We start from the raw sequence: 23,017 nt of genomic DNA on the forward strand, positions 1-23,017 counted from the left end.
CGCGGTAGCGCTGGGCGATTTCTCGCTGGAGGCGGTTGAAAGCCCGGCGGGGCGGCCGAGATAGGGGTGCTGGCCAGAAAGCGGTTCCGGGCAACAAAATGTGCCCATCCGGTGAAACGCTGGTAACGAATCCGCCGCAGCCCCCGTTGCCGCCAAGCAATCCCCTGTGTTAATGCCGGGCCGCCGCAGCGGGCCTCGTCCGCTCGCGTCGAAATCATGTCCATCCGCCGCCAGACCGACGAGTCGGTCGCGCGCGCGGCAGGACGCCGGGAAAGCAAGAGAACGGGATCCTCCGTGGCCTCCGAAGCGACCAACGTCTCGCCGAACGCGACCCATCCCTCTGGCCTCGCCCAGCGCTATGCGCTGGCCCTGCTGGAGCTGGCGAAGGACAACAAGGCGGTCGACGCCGTCGCTGCCGAGCTGGACAAGCTCGGCGGGCTGCTCGCCCGCGACGCGGCCTTTGCCGCCTTCATCAATGACCCGCGGCTGGACAGCGTTGCGCAGAAGCGCGGCGCCTTCGCCGTGCTGGAGCGTGCCGGGGTGTCGGGCGATGTCCGCAACCTGGTCGGCGTGCTCATCGCCAATCGTCGCCTCGCGGCCCTGCCGCAGGTGCTGAACGCCTTCGGGCTGCTGCTCGCTGAACAGCGTGGCCAGCAGACCGCCGAGGTGACCACCGCCCATCCGCTGACCGACGTCCAGCGCACGCAGCTCGCGGCGCGCCTGACCGAGGCCGGCTATTCCAACGTGAAGCTGGTCGAGCGCCTCGATCCCACCCTGCTGGGTGGCCTGGTCGTCCGCCTCGGGTCCCGCCTCTACGACAGCTCGATCCAGTCCAAGCTGCAGCGTCTGCAGTACGCCATGAAGGGGGCCGCCTGATGGAAATCCGTCCCGCCGAGATCTCGGAGATCCTGAAGCAGCAGATCGCCGGCTTCGACGCCGAAGCGAATGTTGCCGAAGTCGGCACCGTCCTGACCGTTGGCGACGGCATTGCCCGCGTCTACGGCCTGCAGAATGTCATGGCCGGTGAGCTGGTGGAGTTCCCCTCCGCCGGCCTCAAGGGCATGGCGCTCAACCTCGAGACCGACAATGTCGGCGTCGTCATCTTCGGTGACGACAGCGGCATCCGCGAGGGCGACAGCGTCTCGCGCACCGGGGACATCGTCTCCGTGCCGGTCGGCAAGGGCCTGCTCGGCCGCGTGGTCGACGGCCTCGGCAACCCGATCGACGGCAAGGGCCCGCTGGTCGACGTGACCAGCACCCAGGTCGAGGTGAAGGCGCCGGGCATCATCCCGCGCAAGTCGGTGCATGAGCCGATGCAGACCGGCATCAAGGCGATCGACGCCCTGATCCCGATCGGCCGCGGCCAGCGCGAGCTGGTCATCGGCGACCGCCAGACGGGCAAGACGGCTGTCATCATCGACACCATCCTGAACCAGAAGGCGATCAACGCCGGCACCGACGAGAGCAAGAAGCTCTACTGCATCTACGTCGCAGTGGGTCAGAAGCGCTCGACGGTCGCCCAGCTGGTCCGCACCCTGGAAGAGAACGGCGCGCTCGAGTACTCGATCGTCGTCGCCGCCACGGCCTCCGACCCGGCGCCGATGCAGTTCCTGGCGCCCTACACCGGCTGCGCCATGGGCGAGTTCTTCCGCGACAGCGGCCGCCACGCCGTCATCTTCTACGACGATCTGTCGAAGCAGGCCGTGGCCTACCGCCAGATGTCGCTGCTGCTGCGCCGTCCGCCGGGCCGCGAGGCCTATCCGGGCGACGTCTTCTACCTGCACTCCCGCCTGCTCGAGCGCGCGGCGAAGATGGGTGAGGCCGCCGGCCTCGGCTCGCTGACCGCGCTGCCGGTCATCGAGACCCAGGCGGGCGACGTCTCCGCCTACATCCCGACCAACGTGATCTCGATCACCGACGGCCAGATCTTCCTGGAGACCGAGCTGTTCTTCAAGGGCATCCGCCCCGCGGTGAACGTCGGCCTCTCCGTTTCCCGCGTCGGCTCCGCCGCGCAGGTCAAGGCGATGAAGCAGGTCGCCGGCAAGATCAAGCTGGAGCTGGCGCAGTACCGCGAGATGGCGGCCTTCGCCCAGTTCGCTTCCGACCTCGACGCCTCGACCCAGGCCCTGCTGGCCCGCGGCGCGCGCCTGACGGAGCTGCTGAAGCAGCCCCAGTTCAAGCCCGTCTCGATCGAGGAGCAGGTGATCTCGCTCTTCGCCGGCGTGCGCGGCTACCTGGACAAGGTGCCCGTGAACAAGGTCGGTGCCTTCGAGGCGCAGCTGCTGTCGTCGATCCGCGCCAACGCGCCGGAGATCGCCGAGAGCATCCGCGACAAGAAGGAGATCACCAAGGAGAACGAGGCCAAGCTGGTGTCCTTCATGGACGGCTTCGCCAAGTCCTTCGCGGCCTGAAGGTAGGCTCAAGGGAGTAATCCATGGCCAACCTGAAGGAGCTCCGGGGGCGCATCAACAGCGTCAAGTCGACCCGGAAGATCACCCAGGCGATGAAGATGGTCGCGGCGGCGAAGCTCCGCCGCGCCCAGTCCCAGGCGGAGGCGGCACGCCCCTATGCCGAGCGGATGGCGCGCATGCTCGCCTCGCTCGGTCAGGCGGTGGCCGGCAACCCTGACGCGCCGAAGCTGCTGGTGGGCACCGGCTCCGACCAGGTCCATCTGCTGGTCGTGGTGACCGCCGATCGCGGCCTCGCCGGGCCCTTCAACACCAATGTGGGGCGCCATGCGCGCAACCACATCCGCAAGCTCGAAGCTGCCGGCAAGACGGTCAAGATCCTGACCGTCGGCCGCAAGGGCGCGACCTACCTGAAGCGCGAGTTCGCCAGCCGCATGGCTGGCGAGATCACCTTCCAGGGCAAGAAGCGCGTCGGCTTCGAGGATGCGAACGCCATCGCCGAGCGCCTGACCGGCATGCTCGAGGCCGGCGAGTTCGACGTCTGCACGCTGATCTACAACCGCTTCCGCAGCGTGATCAGCCAGATCCCGTCGGACCAGCAGCTGATCCCGGCCGAGCTGCCGGTGGCGGCGGCCGAGGCCCCGAGCGGCGAGGCGCAGGCCTGGTACGAGTACGAGCCGGACGAAGCCACGATCCTGGCGCAGCTGCTGCCGAAGAATCTCGCGATCCAGATCTATCGCGCGATCCTCGAGAGCGCCGCCGGCGAGCATGGTGCGCGGATGAACGCGATGGACAACGCGACCCGCAACGCCGGCGACATGATCAACAAGCTGACCCTGACCTACAACCGTACGCGTCAGGCGAACATCACCCGCGAGCTGATCGAGATCATCTCGGGTGCGGAAGCCCTCTGAGGGGAATGAGCACAGCCATGAAGAACAACGTTGGCAAGGTCACGCAGGTCCTCGGCGCTGTCGTGGACGTGCAGTTCCCCTCCGAACTGCCGCGCATGCAGAACGCCCTGCAGGTGAAGATCGGCGACCGCACCCTGGTGCTGGAAGTCGCGCAGCACCTCGGTGAGCGCACCGTGCGCACCATCGCCATGGACACCACCGACGGCCTGGTCCGCGGCGCCGAGGTGGTCGACACCGGGGCCGGCATCGCCGTGCCGGTCGGCGAGGGCACCCTCGGCCGCATCCTGAACGTCATCGGCGAGCCGATCGACGAGCGTGGCCCGGTGAAGGCCGAGAAGACCTACACCATCCACCGCCAGGCCCCGGCCTTCGAGGACCAGGCCACCTCGGCCGAGATCCTGGTCACGGGCATCAAGGTCGTCGACCTGATGTGCCCCTACCTGAAGGGCGGCAAGATCGGCCTGTTCGGCGGCGCCGGCGTCGGCAAGACCGTCACCATTCAGGAACTGATCAACAACATCGCCAAGGGCCATGGCGGCGTCTCCGTCTTCGCCGGCGTCGGCGAGCGGACCCGCGAGGGCAACGATCTCTACCACGAGATGATCGATGCCGGCGTCATCAAGCTCGGCGAGGACGGCTCGACCGAAGGCTCGAAGGTCGCCCTGGTCTATGGCCAGATGAACGAGCCGCCGGGTGCGCGCGCCCGCGTCGCCCTCTCGGGCCTGTCCATGGCGGAATACTTCCGCGATGAGCAGGGCCAGGACGTGCTCTTCTTCATCGACAACATCTTCCGGTTCACCCAGGCTGGCGCCGAGGTGTCGGCGCTGCTCGGCCGTATTCCTTCGGCCGTCGGCTATCAGCCGACGCTGGCGACGGACATGGGCGCGCTGCAGGAGCGCATCACCTCGACCAAGAAGGGCTCGATCACCTCGGTCCAGGCCATCTACGTCCCGGCCGACGATCTGACCGACCCGGCGCCCGCCACCTCCTTCGCCCACCTGGACGCGACCACCGTTCTGTCGCGCTCGATCGCCGAGCAGGCGATCTTCCCGGCCGTCGACCCGCTGGACTCCACCAGCCGTGCGATGGACCCGCGGATCCTGGGCGAGGAGCACTACAACACCGCCCGCGAGGTGCAGCGCATCCTGCAGACCTACAAGTCGCTGCAGGACATCATCGCCATCCTGGGCATGGACGAGCTGTCCGAGGACGACAAGCTGATCGTGGCGCGTGCGCGCAAGATCCAGCGCTTCCTCAGCCAGCCCTTCCACGTGGCCGAGGTCTTCACCGGCACCCCGGGCGTCTTCGTCAAGATCGAGGACACCGTCCGGTCGTTCGCCGCCATCTGCAAGGGCGAGTACGACCACCTGCCGGAAGCCGCCTTCTACATGGTCGGCACCATCGAGGACGCGGTGAAGAAGGCCGAAGGCCTCAAGGCCGCGGCCTGAGGCATCGATAGGGAGCTGACCCATGGCGACCTTCGACCTTGAGCTGGTGAGCCCGGAGAAGCTGCTGCTCTCCCGCCCCGTCGAGATGGCGATCATCCCGGCGGCGGAAGGCGAGATGGGCGTGCTGCCCGGCATGGCGCCGATGATCGTGGCCCTCAAGGGTGGCGTCATCCGCGTGCAGGAGAACGGCGCGATCACCGAGAAGCTGTTCGTCATGGGCGGCTTCGCGGAAATCACGCCGACCCGGGTGACGGTGCTGGCCGACGAGGCCACGCCGCTGGCCGAACTGTCGCGCGGCGAGGCCCAGGCGCGGGTGAAGAAGGCCGAGGCCGACTACAACGCCGCCGCCACCGCCGCGACGCCCGAGGAACGCGAGGCCGCCATGGACCGCCTCCTCGCCGCCCGCGAGATGGAGCAGGCCGCGGAAGCCGCCTGATCATCCTCCCGGCGATGGATTGAATGAGCCCCGGGCCGAAAGGTCCGGGGCTTTTTCGTCTCCAGGGGCATCGGCGTGCCAGGGCATCCTGACAGGAGGCGGTTCTGTGACGATGCGCTCACCCTTCTATGAAGGGTGCGAACGGTTCTCATTTGTTGCGGCAGGCGGGGCGGAACCGATAGCCTCGGCGCCTCGCCGCAGCATGCCGGAGGTTTTCCTGAACCCCAATTTCTCTCCCCGGCCATGGGGAGCCCCGGCGCTGGCCCGGCGCGGCCTGCTGCTGGCCGGCAGCGGCCTGGTCCTGGCCGGCGGACGGCGCGCCCAGGCGCAGGACCAGCGCCTGCCCGAGGCGATGCGGGCGATGACCGGGCTGGGCGAGGTCGCCCGCGCCCGCGGCATCAGCTTCGGCGCCGCCATGCTGACCCAGCTGCTGCAGCGCGATCCGGCCTATGAGGCGGCCTTCGCCACTGAGGCCGCGGTCATCGTCCCGGAATGGGAGGGCAAGTTCGCCGCCCTGCAGCCGGAGGAGGGGCGCTTCGACACCGCGCCGCTGGATGCGCAGCTGCACTGGGCGCAGCAGCGCGGGCGCACGCTGCGCGGCCATGCGCTGATCTGGCACGAGAGCCTGCCGGGCTGGGCCGAGCGGGCGCTGGCCGAGGGGCGCGACCGCGCCCTCGGTGTCATGGCGGCGCATTTCGACCGGGTGCTGAACCATGCCCGCGGCCAGATCCGCGACTGGGACGTGGTGAACGAGCCGATCGCCACCGCCGGCGACCGGCTGCGCGACACGCCCTGGCTGCGCGCGCTGGGGCCGGACTATATCGACATCGCCCTGAGGATGGCCCGCGAGCGTGACCCGACGCTGCGCCTCGTGCTGAACGAATACGGCTTCGAGGAGGAGGTGCCGGAGGCGTTGCTGAAGCGGCAGCAGCTGCTGGCCCTGCTGCGCGGCCTGCTGGAGCGCAAGGTGCCGCTTGATGCGCTGGGCATCCAGGGGCATCTGCACCTGTCGCGGCCGTTCAACGCCGCCTCCTTCGCCGGCTTCCTGGCCGAGGTGCGCGCGCTCGGGCTGCAGGTGCTGGTCACCGAGCTCGACATCCGCGAGACCTGGGACGCGCCGCAGGAGATCGCCGCGCGCGACGCGCTGGTGGCCGAGCGCACCTATGCCTTCGTCTCCACCGCGCTGGAGGGTGGGGCGCGGACGGTGCTCAGCTGGGGCCTGTCGGACCGGAATTCCTGGCTGGCCAGCACGCCCGCCGTGGCCATGGGGCAGGGGCGGGTGCATCGCGGCCTGCCGCTCGACGATCATGGGCAGCGCAAGCCGATGTGGCAGGCGCTGGCCCGCGCTTTCCGCGGCGGCAGCTGAACGGGCAAGGGGGGGCGACAGCGGCCGCCATCCGGTGTTTGCTCTGGCGGCGTTCAAAATGCCTGCTGGAGCCGTGATGGACCTCGCCTCTCTCGAAACCCCCGTGCCCGTGGTCGACCTCGATGTGGTCGAGGCGAACCTGAAGCGCATGCAGGACTATTGCAACCGGCATGGCCTGGCGCTGCGGCCGCATATCAAGACGCACAAGATCCCGGCGCTGGCCCAGCGCCAGGTCGAGCTCGGCGCGCAGGGCATCACCTGCCAGAAGCTGGGCGAGGCCGAGATCATGGTCGATGCCGGCCTGACCGATATCTTTATCAGTTATCCGCTGATGGGGGAGGCGAAGGCCAGGCGGCTGGCGGCGCTCGCCCCGCGGGCGAAGATGCGGGTGGCCATCGACAATCCGATCGCCCTGGCCACCGCGGCCAGCGCCGCGCAGCAGTCCGGCGCCGAGATCGGCGTGGTGATCGAGTTCGACAGCGGCGCGGCGCGCACCGGTGTCACCTCGGTCGATGCCATGCTGGACCTGGCCGAGGCGGTGCGCGCGACGCCGGGCCTGCGGCTGGACGGGCTGATGACCTATCCGCTGAGCACGGCCAGCGCCGATTTTTTGGCCGTCGCCCTGCCGCAGCTGGCGGCGCGCGGCATGGCCGCCCCGGTGCTGACCGGCGGCGGCACGCCCAATGCCTTCCATGCGCATGAGACCGCGCCGATCAACGAGCTGCGGGTCGGCACCTATATCTACAACGACCGCATGATGGTCGCCGCCGGCCATGCCGGCTGGGATGACTGCGCGCTGCACCTGCATGTCACGGTGATCAGCCGGCCGACCGAGGACCGCGCGGTGATCGACGGCGGCAGCAAGAGCTTCGCCGCCGACATCATGCCGGCGGGGGTGCAGGAGGGGTATGGCTATTTCCCCGACTATCCGGAAGCCAAGCTCGAGCGGCTGAGCGAGGAGCACGGCATGGTCGACCTGTCCGCCTGCGCCAGGAAGCCGGCGCTGGGCGAGCGGCTGCGCGTGGTGCCCAACCATGTCTGCCCGGTCAGCAACCTGCATGACCGCATCGCGCTGGTGCGCGGCGGCGAATTCCAGGGTTTCGTCGAGGTCGCCGCGCGCGGCCGCACCGTCTGAGGGAGGGAAGACCGATGAGCGATTCCGAGGCGCGCCTGGCGGCGCTGGGCCATGAACTGCCGGTGGTGGGCAAGCCGCTGTTCAACTACGTGCCCTTCAAGCGGGCCGGCGACGTCGCCTATCTCTCCGGCCAGGTGCCGCGCTTCGCCGATGGCAGCCTGACCACCGGCAAGGTGGGCGAGGCGCTGAGCCTGGAGGAGGCGCAGAAGGCCGCGGTGCTCTGCGGCTTGCACCTGCTGGCGGTGGCCAAGGCGGCGGCCGGCTCGCTGGAGAAGGTCGAGTTCCTGAAGCTCTTCGGCATGGTCTATGCCACGCCGGAATTCGGCCAGCAGCCGAAGGTGATCGACGCCTGCTCCGAGCTGCTGGTGCAGGTGCTGGGCGAGCGCGGCCGCCATGCGCGCTCGGCCATCGGCATGGGTTCGCTGCCGTCGAACGTGCCGGTCGAGATCGAGGCGGTGATCCGCATCCTCGACTGAGGCGGAGCGGGCCGGGGGGGACCAACCCCCCCCGGGGCCGGTCAGGCCTGCAGGTGGCTGGCCAGGAAGCGCAGCACGGCCTCGTAGACGGCCCGCTTGTTGTGGCGCTTGGTGAAGCCGTGGCCCTCGTCGGCGAAGGTCAGGTATTGCACCGCGATGCGGTTGGCCTGCAGGGCGGCGACGATCTGCTCGCTCTCGGAGGGCGGCACGCGCGGGTCGGTCAGGCCCTGCGCCACCAGCAGCGGGCAGCGGATGCGCGCCGCCTGGTGCAGCGGCGACAGGCGGTGCAGCAGCGCCGCATCCTCGACCGGATGGCCGTATTCGGCGGCGCGATGACCAATGCGCCAGGGGCCGGTGTTGCGGAAGAAGCTCTGCCAGTTGGCGATGCCGTAGAAATCGACGCCGCAGGCCCAGAGCTCGGGATATTCGGTGGTGGCGGCCAGCACCATCCAGCCGCCATAGCTCTGACCCATGATGCCGATGCGGGTGCCGTCGACCTCGGCCAGCGTCGCCAGATGCGCATGGGCGGCGGCCAGGTCGGCGACGCTGTCCAGCCGCTTCTCGCGGTCGTCCAGCGCGGCATAGCCGACGCCATAGCCGGTCGAGCCGCGCACATTCGGCACCAGCACGCCGATGCCCTGGGCCAGGATGCATTGCAGGTCGGCGCGCCAGTTGGGCAGCGCCTGCATCGCCGGGCCGCCATGCACCCAGACCAGCATCGGCCAGCCCTCGGCCGGCATCGTCCCCTCGGGCAGGGCGAGGAAGGCCGGGATCTGCCGGCCGTCGAAGGTGGGGAAGGCGATGGTCTGCCAGTCGCGCAGCCCCTCGGGCGGGGTGGCGCCGTGCAGCAGCCGGGCCGGCGCACTGTCCAGCCCCGCCGCATAGAGCGCCGAGGGTGCGCTGAACCGCGCCAGGTCGAAGACGATTTTTCCCCCGTCGGGCGACCAGGAGAGCTTGGTGATGACGCCGGCCGGATGCTCGGGCTCGGCCACCACCACGCCCTCGGCGTCGAGCAGGCGCAGCCGCGAATAGCCGCCCTCGTTCACCACCACGGCCAGATGCCGCTGGTCGGGCGAGACCTCCAGCTTCTCGACATCCGCCTCGGGGCCGTAGAGCAACTCGGGCGCGCTGCCCTCCCGCTGGACGGCCACCGCCAGGAAGTCGCGCCCGCGATCGGTGAGCAGCCAGTACCCGCTGCCATCCGCCCGGGCGCGCGGGTTCAGGTGGCGGGCATCGCCGTCATGCGGGGTCAGCTCCGCCACCGCGCCGCCCTCGACCGGCACCCGCAGCAGCGTCGCCTCGAAGCTGCGCGGCGCGGTGGCCAGCAGCAGGGCTTTCCCGTCCGCGCTCCAGCCGAGCAGCTCGTGCGGGCCCTGCCGCTCGGCGACGCAGCGGGCCGCGCCGGTGGCCAGATCCAATACCCAGGCATCGCTATGGGCAGGGTCGCGGCTGTTGGCCGTGTAGGCGATGCGCGTCCCGTCCGGCGAGACCGCGCCCCAGCCATGGATGGTGCGCGGATCGGCGGTCAGCGGCCGCGCCTCGCCCTCGGGTGGCAGGTGATAGAGCTGAAAGCGCTCGTCGCCGGCGCCGTCGCGGCCGAAGATCGCGCCGCCATCCGGCAGCCCGGCGACGAAGGCCACCGCATCGGCATGCGCCGTGCGCTGCCGCGGCCCGCCGCCCCCGGCGGCAAGCTCGAAGACCTGGGCGGAGCCGCCGCTGTCCTGCAGGAAATACAGCCGCCCGTCGCCGGCATGGGCGGGCAGGGTGGCGGCCGAGGTGGCGAGCAGGCGCTCGAGCAGCGAGGCGGTGTTCATGGCGGGGAGCCTGGACCCGAAATGCGCATCCGCCAAGCGGTGCACGCCATGGCCAGCGGGCGCTGCTCGGACTAGTCTCCGCGCGCCATGCGCTATGTCTCGACCCGGGGCCAGGCCCCAGCCCGCGATTTCGAAGGCGTCCTCCTGGCCGGTCTGGCCGAGGATGGCGGCCTGTTCATGCCCGAAACCTGGCCGGAGCTCTCGGCGGCCGAATGGCGCGCCCTGCGCGGCCGGCCCTATGCCGAGGTGGCGGCCCATCTGATGGCCCGCTTCACCGGCGAGTCGCTGCCGGAGGCCAAGCTGCTCGAGCTGGCCCACCGCGCCTATGCCGGCTTCGGCAGCGCGGCGACCGCCCCGCTGGTCCAGCTGGAGCCGCAGCTCTTCGCCCTCGAGCTGTTCCACGGCCCGACGCTCGCCTTCAAGGACATGGCGATGCAGATGCTCGGGCAGCTGTTCGACCATGTGCTGGCCAAGCGCGGCGAGCGGGTGACCATCGTCGGCGCGACCTCCGGCGACACCGGCTCGGCCGCCATCGAGGCCTGCCGCGACCGCGCCGCCATCGACGTCGTCATCCTGCACCCGGAGGGCCGCACCAGCGAGGTGCAGCGCCGGCAGATGACCACGGTGCTGTCGCCCAACATCCACAACATCGCCGTCCAGGGCAGCTTCGACGACTGCCAGGACCTGGTGAAGGCGATGTTCAACGACGCGCCCTTCCGCCAGGAGATGCAGCTCTCGGCGGTCAACTCGATCAACTGGGCGCGCATCGCGGCGCAGGTGCCCTACTACGCCTATGCCGCGCTCGCGCTCGGCGCTCCCGACCGGCCGGTGGCCGTCGCCGTCCCCACCGGCAATTTCGGCAATGTGCTGGCCGCCTGGGTCGCCCGCCGCATGGGCCTGCCGATCGAGCGGCTGATCATCGGCGCCAACCGCAACGACATCCTGGCCCGCTTCATCGCCGGCAACGACATGTCGATGCAGGCAGTGGCGCCCTCGCTCTCCCCCAGCATGGACATCCAGGTCTCGTCCAATTTCGAGCGCCTGCTGTTCGAGCTGCTCGGCCGTGATGCCGCGGCGACCGCGACCACCATGCAGCGCTTCCGCGCCGAGGGCCGCATGCCGGTGCCCGACGCCGCCTGGAAGCAGGCGACCAGCCTGATCCGCGGCTTCACCGTCAGCGACGAGGCGACGCTGGCGGAAATCCGGCGCCTGCACCGCGAGGGCGGCTATCTGGCCGATCCGCACACGGCGATCGGCATCGCCGCCGGCCGCGCCCACCTGCCGGAGGACAAGGGCATCCCGGTGATCGTGGCGGCCACCGCCCATCCGGCGAAGTTCCCCGACGCGGTGGAAAAGGCGACCGGCTTTCGCCCACCGCTGCCGCCGCGCATGGCCGACCTCTACGACCGCGAGGAACGTTTTTCCGTGTTGCCGAACGATCTGGGGCAGATCGAGGGTGCCGTGCGGGGGCATGTGCGGCGGAATACGTAAGAGAAGGCAGGGCTTAAGGTCGGGGGAATGAATTCCCCCGAACCCCCTTCTTTTTTCTTTCGGACTGCCGTGTCCACGTGGAGGCCACAGGCGAAACGGCCCAGCCACAGCGCGACCTGACAAGGTGTGCTGTTGGCGTCCCGCCGTGTCCAGGGGAATTCATTCCCCTGGCCTGCCCCTGTCTTTGCTGACCTACCCCGGCTGATCCGGAAGCCTCAACGGCGTCACCTCCACCATGGCGACGCCTTGCCGGAGCATCCCGAGCTGCGCGGCCGTCCCCGGGCTCAGGTCGATGACGCGGTTGCGCAGGTGGGGGCCGCGGTCTTCGATCGTCACCACGGCGGTGCGGCCGTTGGCGAGGTTCTTCACCCGGGCGACGGTGCCCAGCGGCAGGGTCCGGCTGGCGGCGACCGCGGCGTTGCGGTTGAAGCGGCGGCCATTGGCCATGCGTCGCCCGTGGAAGCGGTTGGCGTAGAAGGAGGCGCGGCCGCGCTGCACGCGGGGTGCCGCGTGGTGGTGGCGCTGGCTCTGGGCCTGGGCGTCGCGGCGCGGGCTCTTGCCCTCGGCGGCGGGCACGAGGCCCAGCATTCCAAGTCCCAGGGATAGCGCGGCCAAGGCAGCCGCGCGGCGGATGACACGCATGGCACTCCCCCTCTGTCGGTCCCGTCCTCTTCCTCAGATGGGGTGTCAGGGTCGTCCGCCAAAGGCCAGACGGATCAACAGCTTTGGCGCGAGGGATTGCGTTACCGTTTGCGGGCAGGGCAGCCTTGACCGCAATGCCCGGCAACGGGGTCGCAGAGCGCGGCTATAGCCCTTACATTGTTGCTCAACGACAGCAGCGCGCCCAACCTGCCGGGCGTGCCCCAGGGAATTCTGAACCATGTCTGATGCGGTGCGGCTGACGCGCCTTCCCAATGGACTGACCATCGTCTCCGAGGCCATGCCGCGGGTCGAGACCGTCTCCATCGGTGCCTATGTCCATGCCGGCACGCGCGACGAATCGGCCGCCGAGAACGGCGCGTCGCATTTCCTCGAGCACATGGCCTTCAAGGGCACCGCCAAGCGCGACGCCGCCGCCATCGCCCGCGAGATCGAGAATGTCGGCGGCCACCTGAACGCCTACACGGCGCGGGAGAACACCGCCTACTACGCCAAGGTGCTGAAGGAGGATACGGGCCTGGCCGCCGACATCATCGGCGACATCCTGACCCATTCGACCTTCACGCCCGAGGAGATGGAGCGCGAGCGCGGCGTCATCCTGCAGGAGATCGGCCAGGCCAACGACACGCCGGACGACATCGTCTTCGACCATTTCCAGGCGACCGCCTATCCCGACCAGCCGATGGGCCGCCCGACGCTGGGCACCGAGGCCAGCGTCAGCGGCATGGGCCGCGAGGTGCTGACCGAGTACATGCGCCGCCATTACGGGCCGAGCCGCATGGTGGTCGCCGCCGCCGGCGCGCTGGAGCACGACAAGCTGGTCGGCCTGGTCGAGAAGCACTTCGTCGACCTGCCGCTGGTGGCGCCGAGCCCGGCCGAGGTCGCCCGCTATGGCGGCGGCGAGTTCCGCGAGGAGCGCGAGCTCGACCAGGTGCATGTCGTGCTCGGCTTCGAGGCCGATGCGGTGGCGACGCCGATGCACTACCCGACCATGCTGCTCTCCACCCTGCTGGGCGGCGGCATGTCGTCGCGCCTGTTCCAGGAGATCCGCGAGAAGCGGGGCCTGGTCTATTCGATCTATTCCTTCGCCCAGCTGTTCCGCGACAACGGCCTCTTCGCCGTCTATGCCGGCACCGGCGAGGACCAGGCGGCCGAGCTGGTGCCGGTGGCGCTGGAGGAGCTGCGGCGCGTCCAGCACGACGTCACCGAGGAGGAGCTGGCCCGCGCCAAGGCGCAGCTGCGCGCCTCGGTGCTGATGTCGCTGGAATCCACCGGCAGCCGCTGCGAGCAGCTGGCCCGGCAGATCCAGGTGCATGGCCGCATCATCCCGGTCGAGGAGACCAAGGCCAAGATCGCCGCGGTGACGGTGGAGCAGGTGCAGGCGGCGGCGGCGAAGATCTTCCGCTCGCGCCCGACGCTGGCGGCGCTGGGTCCGGCCGGCAAGGTGCCGGGCCTGCCGAGCATCGCGGAGAAGCTCGCCGCATGAACCGGCTCGAGCGGCTCGAAACCCTGGTCGCCGCGGCCCGCGCCGCGGGGGCCGAGGCCGCCGATGCGCTGCTGATCAGCGGCACCTCGCTGGCCGTGCAGTGGCGCCTGGGCAAGCTCGAGCAGCTCGAGCGGTCGGAGGGGCTGGACCTCGGCCTGCGCGTGCTGGTGGGCAAGCAGCAGGCCATCGTCTCGGCCACCGACGCCGATCCGCGCGGTTTCCAGGCGCTGGCCGAGCGCGCCGTCGCCATGGCCCGCGCGGTGCCCGAGGACAGCTTTGGCGGATTGGGCGAGTTCCATGCCGCCCTGCCGCGCGACCTCGATTTGGCCGATGCGGCCGAGCCCGATGTCGAGGCGCTGATCGCCCGCGCCCGCACCGCCGAGGAGGCCGCGCTGGCCGTCGCCGGCGTCACCAACAGCGAGGGGGCGGACGCCAGCTATTCGCGCACCGGCATTGCCCTGGTCAGCTCGAACGGCTTCGCCGGCGACTATGCCCGCACCGGCCATTCGACCTCGGTGACGGCCCTGGCCGGCAGCGGCACCGGCATGGAGCGCGACTACGACCATTCCAGCGCCGTCCATCTGGAAGACCTGGAAGACCCCGCCAGCCTCGGCCGCAATGCCGGCGAGCGCGCCATCCGCCGGCTGAACGCCACCCGGCCGAAGACCGGCAAGCGCCATGTCATCTACGACCCGCGCGTCGCCGGCTCGCTGATCGGCCACCTGGCCTCGGCGCTGAACGGGGCGGCGGTGGCGCGCGGCACCTCCTTCCTGCGCGACCGCATGGGGCAGCGCGTGCTGTCCGAGGGTCTTTCCCTCCGCGACGACCCGCTGCGGGTGCGCGGGCTGCGCTCCCGCCCCTTCGACGGCGAGGGCATGCCCGGCGCCCCCCTGGCCCTGGTCGAGGACGGCATCCTGGCCAGCTGGGTGCTGGACTGGCGCAGCGCGCGGCAGCTCGGCCTGCGCTCCACCGGCCATGCCAGCCGCAGCATCTCCGGCCCGCCGGCGCCGGCGACCACCAATCTGTGGCTCGAGGGCGGCCAGGGCCCGGCCGCCGCGCTAATGGCCGATATCGACGACGGCATCTATGTCACCGAGATGATCGGCATGGGCGTCAACGGCGTCACCGGCGACTACAGCCGCGGCGCCGCCGGCTTCATGATCCGGGGCGGCCAGCTGGCCGAGGCGGTCTCCGGCATCACCATCGCCGGGAACCTGAAGGACATGTTCCTGCGCCTGCGCGCGGCGGGGGATCTGAGGTTCCGGCGGGGGACCGATGCGCCGACGCTGCGGGTGGATGACCTGACGGTCGCCGGAGCATAAGCGAAGGCCGGGGGAACTGAGTTCCCCCGGACCCCCACATTCATGGCGCCAGTTGATGGCGCGGGTCTGGGGGCGGCGCCCCCAGCTACTTCGCCCAGCCCTTGTACCGGCTGAACTCTGCGACCAGCCGCTCATAGATCGGCCTGCGGAAGGCCACCACGATCCCCGGCAGCTCCTCGAGATCCGCCCAGCGCCAGGCGTTGAACTCGGGATGCAGGTCGAGGTCCAGGCGGATGGCGCTGTCCTCCCCGGTGAAGCCGAGCGCGAACCAGCGCTGCTTCTGGCCGCGATACTTGCCGCGCAGGGCCTTGCCGATCAGCTCGGCGGGCAGGTCGTAGGTCAGCCAGTCCTCCACCTCGCCGAGGATGCGCGCCTCGGCGGTGCCGATCTCCTCGGCCAGCTCGCGCAGCACGGCATCCGCCGGGTCCTCGCCCTCGTCCAGCCCGCCCTGGGGCAGCTGCCAGGCATCGGCCGCGACATCGGCGCGGCGGGCGATCAGCACCTGTCCGGCGCGGTTGAACAGCACGGCGCCGACATTGCGGCGATAGGGCAGGTCGGACATCGGGCAGCGGCCTCACAGCGTGATGGCTTGAGGCGGAATCGCCGACAAGCCTGAATCACGCGATCAAACAAAGTGCTGGAGCGGATTGCCCGCGTCCTTCCGCGGGCCATCCGCTCTAGCGGGAGGCGGAGGGCGAAGGGCCGCGCAGCGCGGCGCTGGCCGGGGCCAGCACCAGGCCGCGCGCCTCGAGGCCGGCGGCCCAGGCGGCGATGCGGTCGACCAGCAGCGGGGCGGGCTCGGCGGCCAGGCCGATGGCGCTGCCGTTGCGGCGGGCGATCTGCTCGAGGGCGGCCAGGCGGCGCTCGACCTCGCCGCGGGTCAGCGGCTCGTCCAGCACCAGGTCGATGGTGGCGCCGGCGCCATCCAGCGGCGGCGCGGCGCCGGGACGGGCATCGAGATAGAACAGCCCGCGGGCCTGGACCTCCTCCTGCACCGCCTCCAGCTGGCCGGCCTCGGCGGCGAAGCGCTCGCCGCGCTGGTTGCCGAGCGCGCCGACGACACCGGCATAGCCGGCGATGCGGCCCATGGCGCGGTGCAGCAGCTCGAGATTCTCCCAGAGCTTCAGGCCGGGGCGCAGGCTGTGCTCGCCCGCCTCGCCATTGGCGGAATCCAGCGGCAGGCCGAGCAGCACCTCGCGGCCGCCGGCGCGGGCCTGGGCCAGCAGCAGGTCGGGGCGCATGGCGGCGGGGCTGAAGGCGGCGGTGACGGCCGGCGGCAGGCGGCGCAGCGCCTCCTCCGAGCGGGTCGGCGAATTGCCGAAGCCGCCGATGACGAGCGCGATGCGCGGCCGGCGCTCGGCCGCGTCGAAGGGGCGGGCATAGAGCTGGCGCGGCTCGCGGCCATCGGTGGTGACGCGCGGCAGGCCGCCGAAGGGCGAGGCTTCCAGCAGCGCCGGATCGGGGGCCGGGATGGCGACCGCCGGGCTGCTGTCGGCATGCGGGGCGAAGGGCGGCGGCGGCGGTGCGTCGGGCGGGGCGGCCAGCGGCTCGGCCGGGCTGGCGGGGGGCAGGGCGGCACTGACGATGCCGCTCTCCTCCGGGTCGGGCGGCGCCAGCGCGGCGGCCGGCGGCTCGGCCGGGATGGCGGCATTCGGCGGCGGCAGGGCAGCGGCGAAGGCGGGCGGCGGCGCGGCGCTGGCGGGCGGCGTCACCATGGTCACCGCGGCGGCGCCCTCCGGGTTCAAGGCGGTGGCAGCCGGGGCCGTGGCAGCCGGGGCGACGGCCCGCGGCGCGCGCTGCGGGGCGGTGGCGACCGGCGCGGGGGGCGGCAGCGGGGTGGCGGGCTGGGCGGGGGGCAGGCTCTGCATCGCGGCCAGGCTGCGGCTGGGGGCGGCGGGTTCCGGCGGGCCCAGGCGGTGCAGGGTGGCGATGGTGCAGGCGGCGCCGCCCAGCACCAGCAGCCAGAAGCCGCCCAGCGCGCGCCAGGCCAGGCGGTTGCCCGGGTCCGGCGCGGCGGTGGCAGGCAGGGGGGCGAGCGCCCGGCCGATATCCCGGCTGGGCGCCGCGCCGATGCGGCTGGAGGCGGCGGCGCCGGAAGCGGCTTCCCCGGAACGGTTCGAGGTCGCCATGGCGGCGTCGCCTTCCTTCTAGCCCGGGCCGGTCACCGCGCCGCGCGGCGCTGCGGGTCGGCGGCCGACCAGGCGCGCAGCAGGCCGGCGGCCTGCTGCAGCTGGAAGTCGGTCTCCGGCTTGGTCGGGTCGAAGGCCGGCGCGCCCTCGGGCGGCAGGCGGCTGACCTTGTCCTGCACGCCGGCCGGCAGGTTCAGCGGCGGCAGCGGCGGCGCCTCGGTGCTGCCATTGGTGCCGTTGTCGTTGCGCAGCGCGCGGCGCAGATCGGCCTCGCGGTCGCGCAGCGGGGCATTGCCTTCCTCGCGGGTGGCCAGCACCTCGATGTCGGGCGTGATGCCGGTCGCCTGGATCGAGCGGCCCGACGGCGTGTAGTAGCGCGCCGTGGTCAGGCGGATGGCGCCATTGCCGGGGATCGGCATGACGGTCTGCACCGAGCCCTTGCCGAAGGACTTGGTGCCCAGCAGCACGGCGCGGCGATGGTCCTGCAGGGCGCCGGCAACGATCTCGGAGGCCGAGGCGGAGCCGCCATTGATCAGCACGATGACCCGCAGCCCGTCGGCGATGTCGCCCGGCTTGGCGTTCCAGCGCTGCGCGTCGTCGGGGCGCCTCGCCCGTGTGGAGACAATCTCGCCGCGCTCCAAAAAGTCGTCCGAGACCTGCACGGCCTGGTCGAGCAGCCCGCCCGGATTGTTGCGTAGGTCGAGGATCAGCCCCTTCAGGTTGTTGCCGGCCTGCTGGCGCAGCGTGCTGACGGCACGGCGCAGCGCGCCCTCGGTCTGCTCGTTGAAGGAGGAGAGGCGGACATAGCCGACATCCTCGCCCTCCATGCGGAAGCGGGCGACCTGCGGGCGGATCACGTCGCGGGTCAGGCTGAGCTCGATCGGCGCCTCGGTGCCGGGGCGGCGGATGGTCAGCTTGATGCTGCTGCCGCGCTCGCCGCGCATCTGCTCGACCGCTTCCTGCAGGGTCAGGCCCTGGACGGAATTGCCGTTCAGATGGGTGATCAGGTCGCCCGGCTTGACGCCGGCCTTGGCGGCCGGGGTGTCGTCGATCGGCGAGATGACCTTGACGTAGCCGCCCTCCTGGCTGACCTCGATGCCGAGGCCGCCGAACTCGCCGCGGGTCTGCACCTGCATGTCGCGGAAGGAGCGCGCGTTCATGTAGCTGCTGTGCGGGTCGAGGCCCTGCAGCATGCCATTGATCGCGGATTCGATGACCTCGCGGTCGTTCACCGGCTCGACATACTCGGCGCGGACCCGCTCGAAGATATCGCCGAACAGGTTCAGCAGCCGGTAGGTCTCGGCGCGGTTGCCGGCCTCCTGGGCAAAGGCGGACACCACGGGCGGCATCACCACCGGGCCGAGCACGGTGCCGGCGACGAAAGCCGCCCCCACCACGCCGACCATGCGCATCTTAGGCTTCATGCGGTGACCCCTCATGCCGGTCAACGATCCTTCTGCCGCGAGCATTCGACGGCCTAGCGAGACACCTTAGAGCGGCTTCCTGTGCAAGGGGCAAATTGAAACCTTTTTCGACAATCCCGTGTGCCGCCCTTCGCCGCCGGGTGGCGCCTCTGCCTCTCCAAGATTGCCCCAGACTGCCAGAAATCCAGCATGGCCCGGCCTGCCGCCGGTCCGCATGACCTAAACTTAACCCGCCCGCCCTGCCTCCAGCCGCCTCAGCCCCGCGCGCGGAACCAGCCCTTGGGATCGACGGGGGTGCCGTTGCGGCGCAGCTCGACATAGAGCGAGGCGCGGCCATTCTCCTCGGCGGCGCCGAGCTGGCCGACCGGCTCGCCGGGCAGCACGCGGGCGCCGGTCTCGGCGTCCAGCCGGTCGAGGCCGGCGAGGACGAAATGCACGCCGCCGCCGCAATCGACGATCACCAGCTTGCCGTAGGAGCGGAACGGGCCGGCGAAGGCGACGCTGCCCTGGCAGGGGCTGACCACCCGGGCGCCGGCCGGCGCCGCATAGGTCAGGCCGCGCGCCGGGCCGCCGGCGCCGCTGTCGCCGAAATCGCGCGACAGCGTGCCTGCCACCGGCACGGCGCGGCCGCCGCTGGCGGAAGGGGCAGGACCGGGTGCGGGCAGTGCCGCCTGGCGGGCGGCCTCCAGCTGGCGGGCCTGCTCGCGCCGCTCGACCGCGGCCTGCTCGCGGGCCAGCGCCTCGCGCTGGGCGGCGTCGCGGGCGGCGCGCTGGCGGGCGGCCAGCGCCTCGGCCTCGCGCTCGGCCTGCAGGCGGGCGGCGCGCTCTGCGGCCAGGCGCTCCCGCTCGGCGCGGGCCTTGGCCTCGGCCTCGGCCCGCGCCCGGGCGCGCTCCAGCCGCTCCATCATCTCGCGCAGGTCGCCGGCGCGGGCGGCGGTGGTGGCGGCCTCGCGCGCCGCCTCCTTCTCCTCCTCGGCAAGCGCGCTGCGATGGGTGCGGGCCTGGGCCAGCGCCGCCTCCACCGCCGCCGCCGCGGCGCGCACCTCGGCGCGCGCCTCGGCCAGATGCGCGGCCTCGGCCTCCGCCTTGCGGCTGGCCTCGGTGGCGACCAGCTGGGCCTGGCGCAGCGCCTCGGCCTCAGCGGAGAGGTGGCGGGTCAGGCTGCGCAGCACCAGCGCGCCGCGCAGCGCATCCTCGGGCGAGCCGGGCACCGCCAGCAGCGTCTCGGAGGGATACTGGCTGAGCCGGCGCATCAGCGGGACCAGCGGGGCCAGCGCCTGGGCACGGCGGCTGAGATCGACGATGGCGGCGTCGCGCACCTTCGCCGCCTCGGCAGCGGCGGCCTCGGCGGCATCGGCGGCGCTGTCGGCGGCCACCGCCCGGCGGCCGGCCTCGGCGCGCTGCTGCGCCAGGGCGCGCTCGGCCTCGGCGGCGGCGCGGGTTGCCTCGGCGGCGGCACGGGCGGCGGCCTGCGCCTCCTGGGCACGGGCCTCAGCGTCGCGCAGGCTGCGTTCCGTCGGCGCGGCACGGTGCCCCTGGGCCAGGACCGGACCCGCCAGCAGCAGGGGGAGGAGCAGCGCCGCCCCCTGCCAGGCGCGGCCGCTGACCCGGGGCAGGGGCAGGCTCAGTCGATCAGGCTCCGCCCGGTCATCGCCGCCGGCTGCGCCAGGCCGAGCAGCTTCAGCAGGGTCGGCGCCACATCGGCCAGCCGGCCCTCGTGCAGCCGGGCCCCGGCCGGGCCGCCGACCAGCATCACCGGCACGACATTGGTGGTGTGCGCGGTATAGGGGCCGCCGGTCGCCGGGTCCTTCATCAGCTCGGCATTGCCGTGGTCGGCGGTGACCAGCAGGGCGCCGCCCTGGGCGGTGACGGCGGCCTCGATCCGCGCCAGCCCGGCATCGACCGCCTCGCAGGCGCGGATGGCGGCGTCGAGGCTGCCGGTATGCCCGACCATGTCGGCATTGGCGAAGTTCAGCACCACCAGGTCGAATTTTTCCGAGTTGATGGCGGCGACCGCCTTGGCGGTCAGCTCGGGCGCCGACATCTCCGGCTGCAGGTCGTAGGTGGCGACCTTGGGGGAGGGGACCATGATCCGCTCCTCGCCGGGATAGGGGGTCTCCTCGCCGCCGTTCAGGAAATAGGTGACGTGCGGGTATTTCTCGGTCTCGGCCATGCGCAGCTGGGTCAGGCCGGCCTTGGCGACCACCGCGCCCAGGATGTCCTGCATCGACTGCGGCGCGAAGAGGGTGGCCAGGTGCGGCGCCAGCGCGGTCGAATATTCGGTCATCATGGCGGCGCCGGCCAGGGCCGGGCGGCGCGCGACGAAGCCGTCGAAGCCCGGCAGCAGCAGCGCGCCCATGATCTGCCGCACCCGGTCGGCGCGGAAGTTGAAGCAGAGCAGCCCGTCGCCATCCCGCATCCCCGCATAGCCGCCGATGACGCTGGCCGGGATGAACTCGTCGGTCTTGCCGGCCTGGTGCGCGGCGGCGATGGCGGCGGCGGCCGTGTCGGCCCTGGCGCCGACGCCCTCGACCATGGCGTCATAGGCCTGGCGCACCCGCTCCCACCGCTTGTCGCGGTCCATGGCGAAGTAGCGGCCGGTGACGGTGGCGATGCGCGCGCCCGCCGGCAGCGCCGGCTCGAACTCGGCGAGATAGGCGGGGCTGGCCTCCGGCGGCGTGTCGCGCCCGTCGGTCCAGAGATGCAGCGCCACCGGCACGCCGGCGCCGGCGAAGGTCTTTGCCAGGGCCAGCGCATGCCGCTGGTGGCTGTGCACGCCGCCCGGCGAGAACAGCCCCATCAGGTGCAGCGTGCCGCCGCTGGCCTTGAGCTTGTCCACCAGCCCCGTCACCGCCGGCAGCGAGGAAATGCTGCCATCGGCGACCGCCGCGTCGATCCGCGGCAGGTCCTGCATCACCACCCGCCCGGCGCCGAGATTGAGATGCCCGACCTCGGAATTGCCCATCTGCCCGTCCGGCAGCCCGACATCATGCCCCGAGGTGTGCAGGAAGTTCCGCGGCGAGGTCGCCCACAACCGGTCGAAGCAGGGCGTCCTCGCCTGCCGCACCGCATTGTCGGCGCTGTCCTCGCGCCAGCCCCAGCCGTCCAGGATGACGAGCATGACGGGCTTGGGTCGGGACATGGCATCTCTCCGCGAGGTTTTGCCGAGGGATAGACCCTGCGGCGGCATTTGCGAAGGATCAGAAAGGCAGGAAGATCAAGGGTTGAAGGCTGGGGGAAAAATGAATTCTTCCCCCAGACCCCCATCATTCTTCTCTTTCAACGGCCGTCACGTGACCTGCTCTTCAACGAGAGCGGCACCAGGGCAACACGGCGGGACGCATTTTCATGAAAACGGCGCTCGCCTGCGGGTCGCGCTGACCTGTGGCCGTTTCACGTCCCGTCACCACGTGGACATGGCAATCAGACAGAAAAAAGATGGGGTCCAGGGGAATTCATTCCCCTGGCCTATCCAACTCTTCTCGTCAGGCCGGGATCTGCAGATCCGACGCCGGCGGCAGGAACTGCGGCAGGTACATCTCGCCGGCCTTCAGCTCGGTGGTGATGTTGAAGGCGCCGCGGATGGTCTCGATGGCGGCCTGGACCTGGGATTCCGGCAGGTTGCCGTAGCCGCCGGACAGCGCCTGGGGCGTGCGGATGAAGCCGAAATTGGCCATCATCCGGGCCTTCTCCACCTCGCGCGGGGTGGTGGCGTCGCGCTTCACCAGGGCGGCGATGGCGGCGTCGGGGTCCTTCCAGGCGGCGTCGTGGCCGCGGGCGATGGCGCGGATCATGCCGGTCACCACCTTCGGATTGGCTTCCGCATGGCTGCGCTTGCAGAGCAGCGCGGTGGAGAGCAGCGCCACGCCGGCATCCGAATAGCGCAGCGAGACCACGTCCGACTGCGGGATGCCCAGGCTGCGCAGGCTGAACACGCCGGAGACCTCGAAGCCGGTGATGGCATCGGCCTCGCCGCGCACCAGCATCGGCTCGCGCAGCTGCGGGGTGACGGTCAGCCAGTTGATGGTCGCGGCATCGATGCCGGCGGCCTTGGCATAGGCGGGGAACAGCTGGCGGGCCGAATCGCCCTCCGGCCCGGCCAGCTTGCGGCCTTCCAGCTGCTTCGCGGTGGTGATGCCGCTCTTCTTCAGGGTCATCACCGCCAGCGGGCTGCCCTGCTGGATGACCATGGTCGCCACCAGCTCCGGCGCCTGGCCGGACAGGCGCAGGCGGATGGCCGGCGACAGGTCGGCGATGCCGAACTCATAGGCGCCGCTGGCCACCTTCACCGGCGTGTCGCCGGAGCCGAAGCCGCGGTCCATGGTGACGTTGAGCCCTTCCTCGCGGAAGAAGCCGCGCTCCAGCGCCAGCAGGAAGGGCGCCTGCGGGCCCTGGAAGGCCCAGTCCAGGCAGAACTTCACCGGGGTCAGCGAGCCCTGGGCGCGCAGCACGGCGGGGCTGGCGAGCAGCAGGGCGGCGCCGGCCAGGCCGCGGCGGGTGAGGGTCAT

19 protein-coding genes are annotated in these 23,017 nt (G+C 71.3%); 11 read left to right on the forward strand and 8 right to left on the reverse strand.

Annotation, left to right across the window (positions count from 1 at the left end; all coding sequences use genetic code 11):
• Positions 1-294: 294 nt before the first annotated feature.
• The 8 genes from WFI16_RS02770 (at position 295) to WFI16_RS02805 (ending at position 8,183) form a co-directional block, all read left to right on the forward strand.
• On the forward strand, positions 295-876 hold the full coding sequence (locus tag WFI16_RS02770) for a F0F1 ATP synthase subunit delta (protein WP_419896264.1): 582 nt from the start codon (positions 295-297) through the stop codon (positions 874-876).
• Positions 876-2,411, forward strand: a complete 1,536-nt coding sequence (gene atpA, locus WFI16_RS02775; protein ID WP_419896265.1) for a F0F1 ATP synthase subunit alpha — start codon at positions 876-878, stop codon at positions 2,409-2,411. Before WFI16_RS02770 ends, atpA begins: the two co-directional genes overlap by 1 nt.
• Positions 2,412-2,434: 23 nt before the next feature.
• Complete coding sequence (locus tag WFI16_RS02780) at positions 2,435-3,322, forward strand: F0F1 ATP synthase subunit gamma (protein ID WP_419896266.1); 888 nt, start codon at positions 2,435-2,437, stop codon at positions 3,320-3,322.
• 17 nt (positions 3,323-3,339) lie between these two features.
• Positions 3,340-4,770, forward strand: a complete 1,431-nt coding sequence (gene atpD, locus WFI16_RS02785) for a F0F1 ATP synthase subunit beta (RefSeq protein ID WP_419896267.1) — start codon at positions 3,340-3,342, stop codon at positions 4,768-4,770.
• Between the two features lie 22 nt (positions 4,771-4,792).
• On the forward strand, positions 4,793-5,206 hold the full coding sequence (atpC, locus tag WFI16_RS02790; protein WP_419896268.1) for an ATP synthase F1 subunit epsilon: 414 nt from the start codon (positions 4,793-4,795) through the stop codon (positions 5,204-5,206).
• A 202-nt stretch (positions 5,207-5,408) separates the two neighbouring features.
• Positions 5,409-6,572, forward strand: a complete 1,164-nt coding sequence (locus tag WFI16_RS02795; protein ID WP_419896269.1) for an endo-1,4-beta-xylanase — start codon at positions 5,409-5,411, stop codon at positions 6,570-6,572.
• A 76-nt stretch (positions 6,573-6,648) separates the two neighbouring features.
• A complete protein-coding gene (locus WFI16_RS02800; RefSeq protein WP_419896270.1) occupies positions 6,649-7,707 on the forward strand; it encodes an alanine racemase in 1,059 nt (352 codons plus the stop codon).
• A 14-nt stretch (positions 7,708-7,721) separates the two neighbouring features.
• Positions 7,722-8,183, forward strand: a complete 462-nt coding sequence (locus WFI16_RS02805) for a RidA family protein (RefSeq protein ID WP_419896271.1) — start codon at positions 7,722-7,724, stop codon at positions 8,181-8,183.
• Positions 8,184-8,224: 41 nt separating this feature from the next.
• Here the strand turns inward: WFI16_RS02805 and WFI16_RS02810 are convergent, their stop codons facing one another.
• Complete coding sequence (locus WFI16_RS02810; RefSeq protein ID WP_419896272.1) at positions 8,225-9,997, reverse strand: S9 family peptidase; 1,773 nt, start codon at positions 9,995-9,997, stop codon at positions 8,225-8,227.
• An 87-nt stretch (positions 9,998-10,084) separates the two neighbouring features.
• On the opposite strand from WFI16_RS02810, the gene thrC reads away from it, so the two are divergent.
• Positions 10,085-11,488 (forward strand): threonine synthase, encoded by a 1,404-nt coding sequence (thrC, locus tag WFI16_RS02815; protein ID WP_419896273.1) that lies wholly within the window; start codon positions 10,085-10,087, stop codon positions 11,486-11,488.
• A 192-nt stretch (positions 11,489-11,680) separates the two neighbouring features.
• Here the strand turns inward: thrC and WFI16_RS02820 are convergent, their stop codons facing one another.
• Positions 11,681-12,076, reverse strand: coding sequence for a septal ring lytic transglycosylase RlpA family protein (locus tag WFI16_RS02820; RefSeq protein ID WP_419896274.1), 396 nt, complete (start codon positions 12,074-12,076; stop codon positions 11,681-11,683).
• Between the two features lie 292 nt (positions 12,077-12,368).
• On the opposite strand from WFI16_RS02820, the gene WFI16_RS02825 reads away from it, so the two are divergent.
• Together WFI16_RS02825 and WFI16_RS02830 are read left to right on the forward strand one after the other, a co-directional pair.
• Positions 12,369-13,634: a M16 family metallopeptidase gene (locus WFI16_RS02825; RefSeq protein ID WP_419896275.1), complete on the forward strand. Its 1,266-nt coding sequence runs from the start codon at positions 12,369-12,371 to the stop codon at positions 13,632-13,634.
• On the forward strand, positions 13,631-14,956 hold the full coding sequence (locus WFI16_RS02830) for a TldD/PmbA family protein (protein WP_419896276.1): 1,326 nt from the start codon (positions 13,631-13,633) through the stop codon (positions 14,954-14,956). The genes WFI16_RS02825 and WFI16_RS02830 overlap by 4 nt, the downstream gene beginning before the upstream one ends.
• A gap of 85 nt (positions 14,957-15,041) precedes the next feature.
• Here the strand turns inward: WFI16_RS02830 and WFI16_RS02835 are convergent, their stop codons facing one another.
• From WFI16_RS02835 to WFI16_RS02860, 6 genes are all read right to left on the reverse strand, one after another.
• Positions 15,042-15,518, reverse strand: coding sequence for an RNA pyrophosphohydrolase (locus tag WFI16_RS02835; RefSeq protein ID WP_419896277.1), 477 nt, complete (start codon positions 15,516-15,518; stop codon positions 15,042-15,044).
• 115 nt (positions 15,519-15,633) lie between these two features.
• Positions 15,634-17,085 carry a divergent polysaccharide deacetylase family protein gene (locus tag WFI16_RS02840; protein ID WP_419896278.1) on the reverse strand — a complete coding sequence of 484 codons (1,452 nt, stop codon included), beginning with the start codon at positions 17,083-17,085 and terminating at the stop codon, positions 15,634-15,636.
• Between the two features lie 32 nt (positions 17,086-17,117).
• Entirely contained in the window at positions 17,118-18,509 is a 1,392-nt protein-coding gene (locus tag WFI16_RS02845) for a S41 family peptidase (RefSeq protein WP_419896279.1), read from the reverse strand.
• Between the two features lie 254 nt (positions 18,510-18,763).
• Positions 18,764-19,885, reverse strand: a complete 1,122-nt coding sequence (locus tag WFI16_RS02850; protein ID WP_419896280.1) for a murein hydrolase activator EnvC family protein — start codon at positions 19,883-19,885, stop codon at positions 18,764-18,766.
• 248 nt (positions 19,886-20,133) lie between these two features.
• The gene (gene gpmI, locus WFI16_RS02855) at positions 20,134-21,651 is read right to left on the reverse strand and encodes a 2,3-bisphosphoglycerate-independent phosphoglycerate mutase (RefSeq protein ID WP_419896281.1); all 1,518 of its coding nucleotides are present in this window, start codon (positions 21,649-21,651) and stop codon (positions 20,134-20,136) included.
• A 343-nt stretch (positions 21,652-21,994) separates the two neighbouring features.
• Positions 21,995-23,017: an ABC transporter substrate-binding protein gene (locus tag WFI16_RS02860; RefSeq protein WP_419896282.1), complete on the reverse strand. Its 1,023-nt coding sequence runs from the start codon at positions 23,015-23,017 to the stop codon at positions 21,995-21,997.

Origin of the sequence: Roseomonas sp. USHLN139 (assembly GCF_037145735.1) — a bacterium.
Lineage (GTDB): Bacteria > Pseudomonadota > Alphaproteobacteria > Acetobacterales > Acetobacteraceae > Pseudoroseomonas.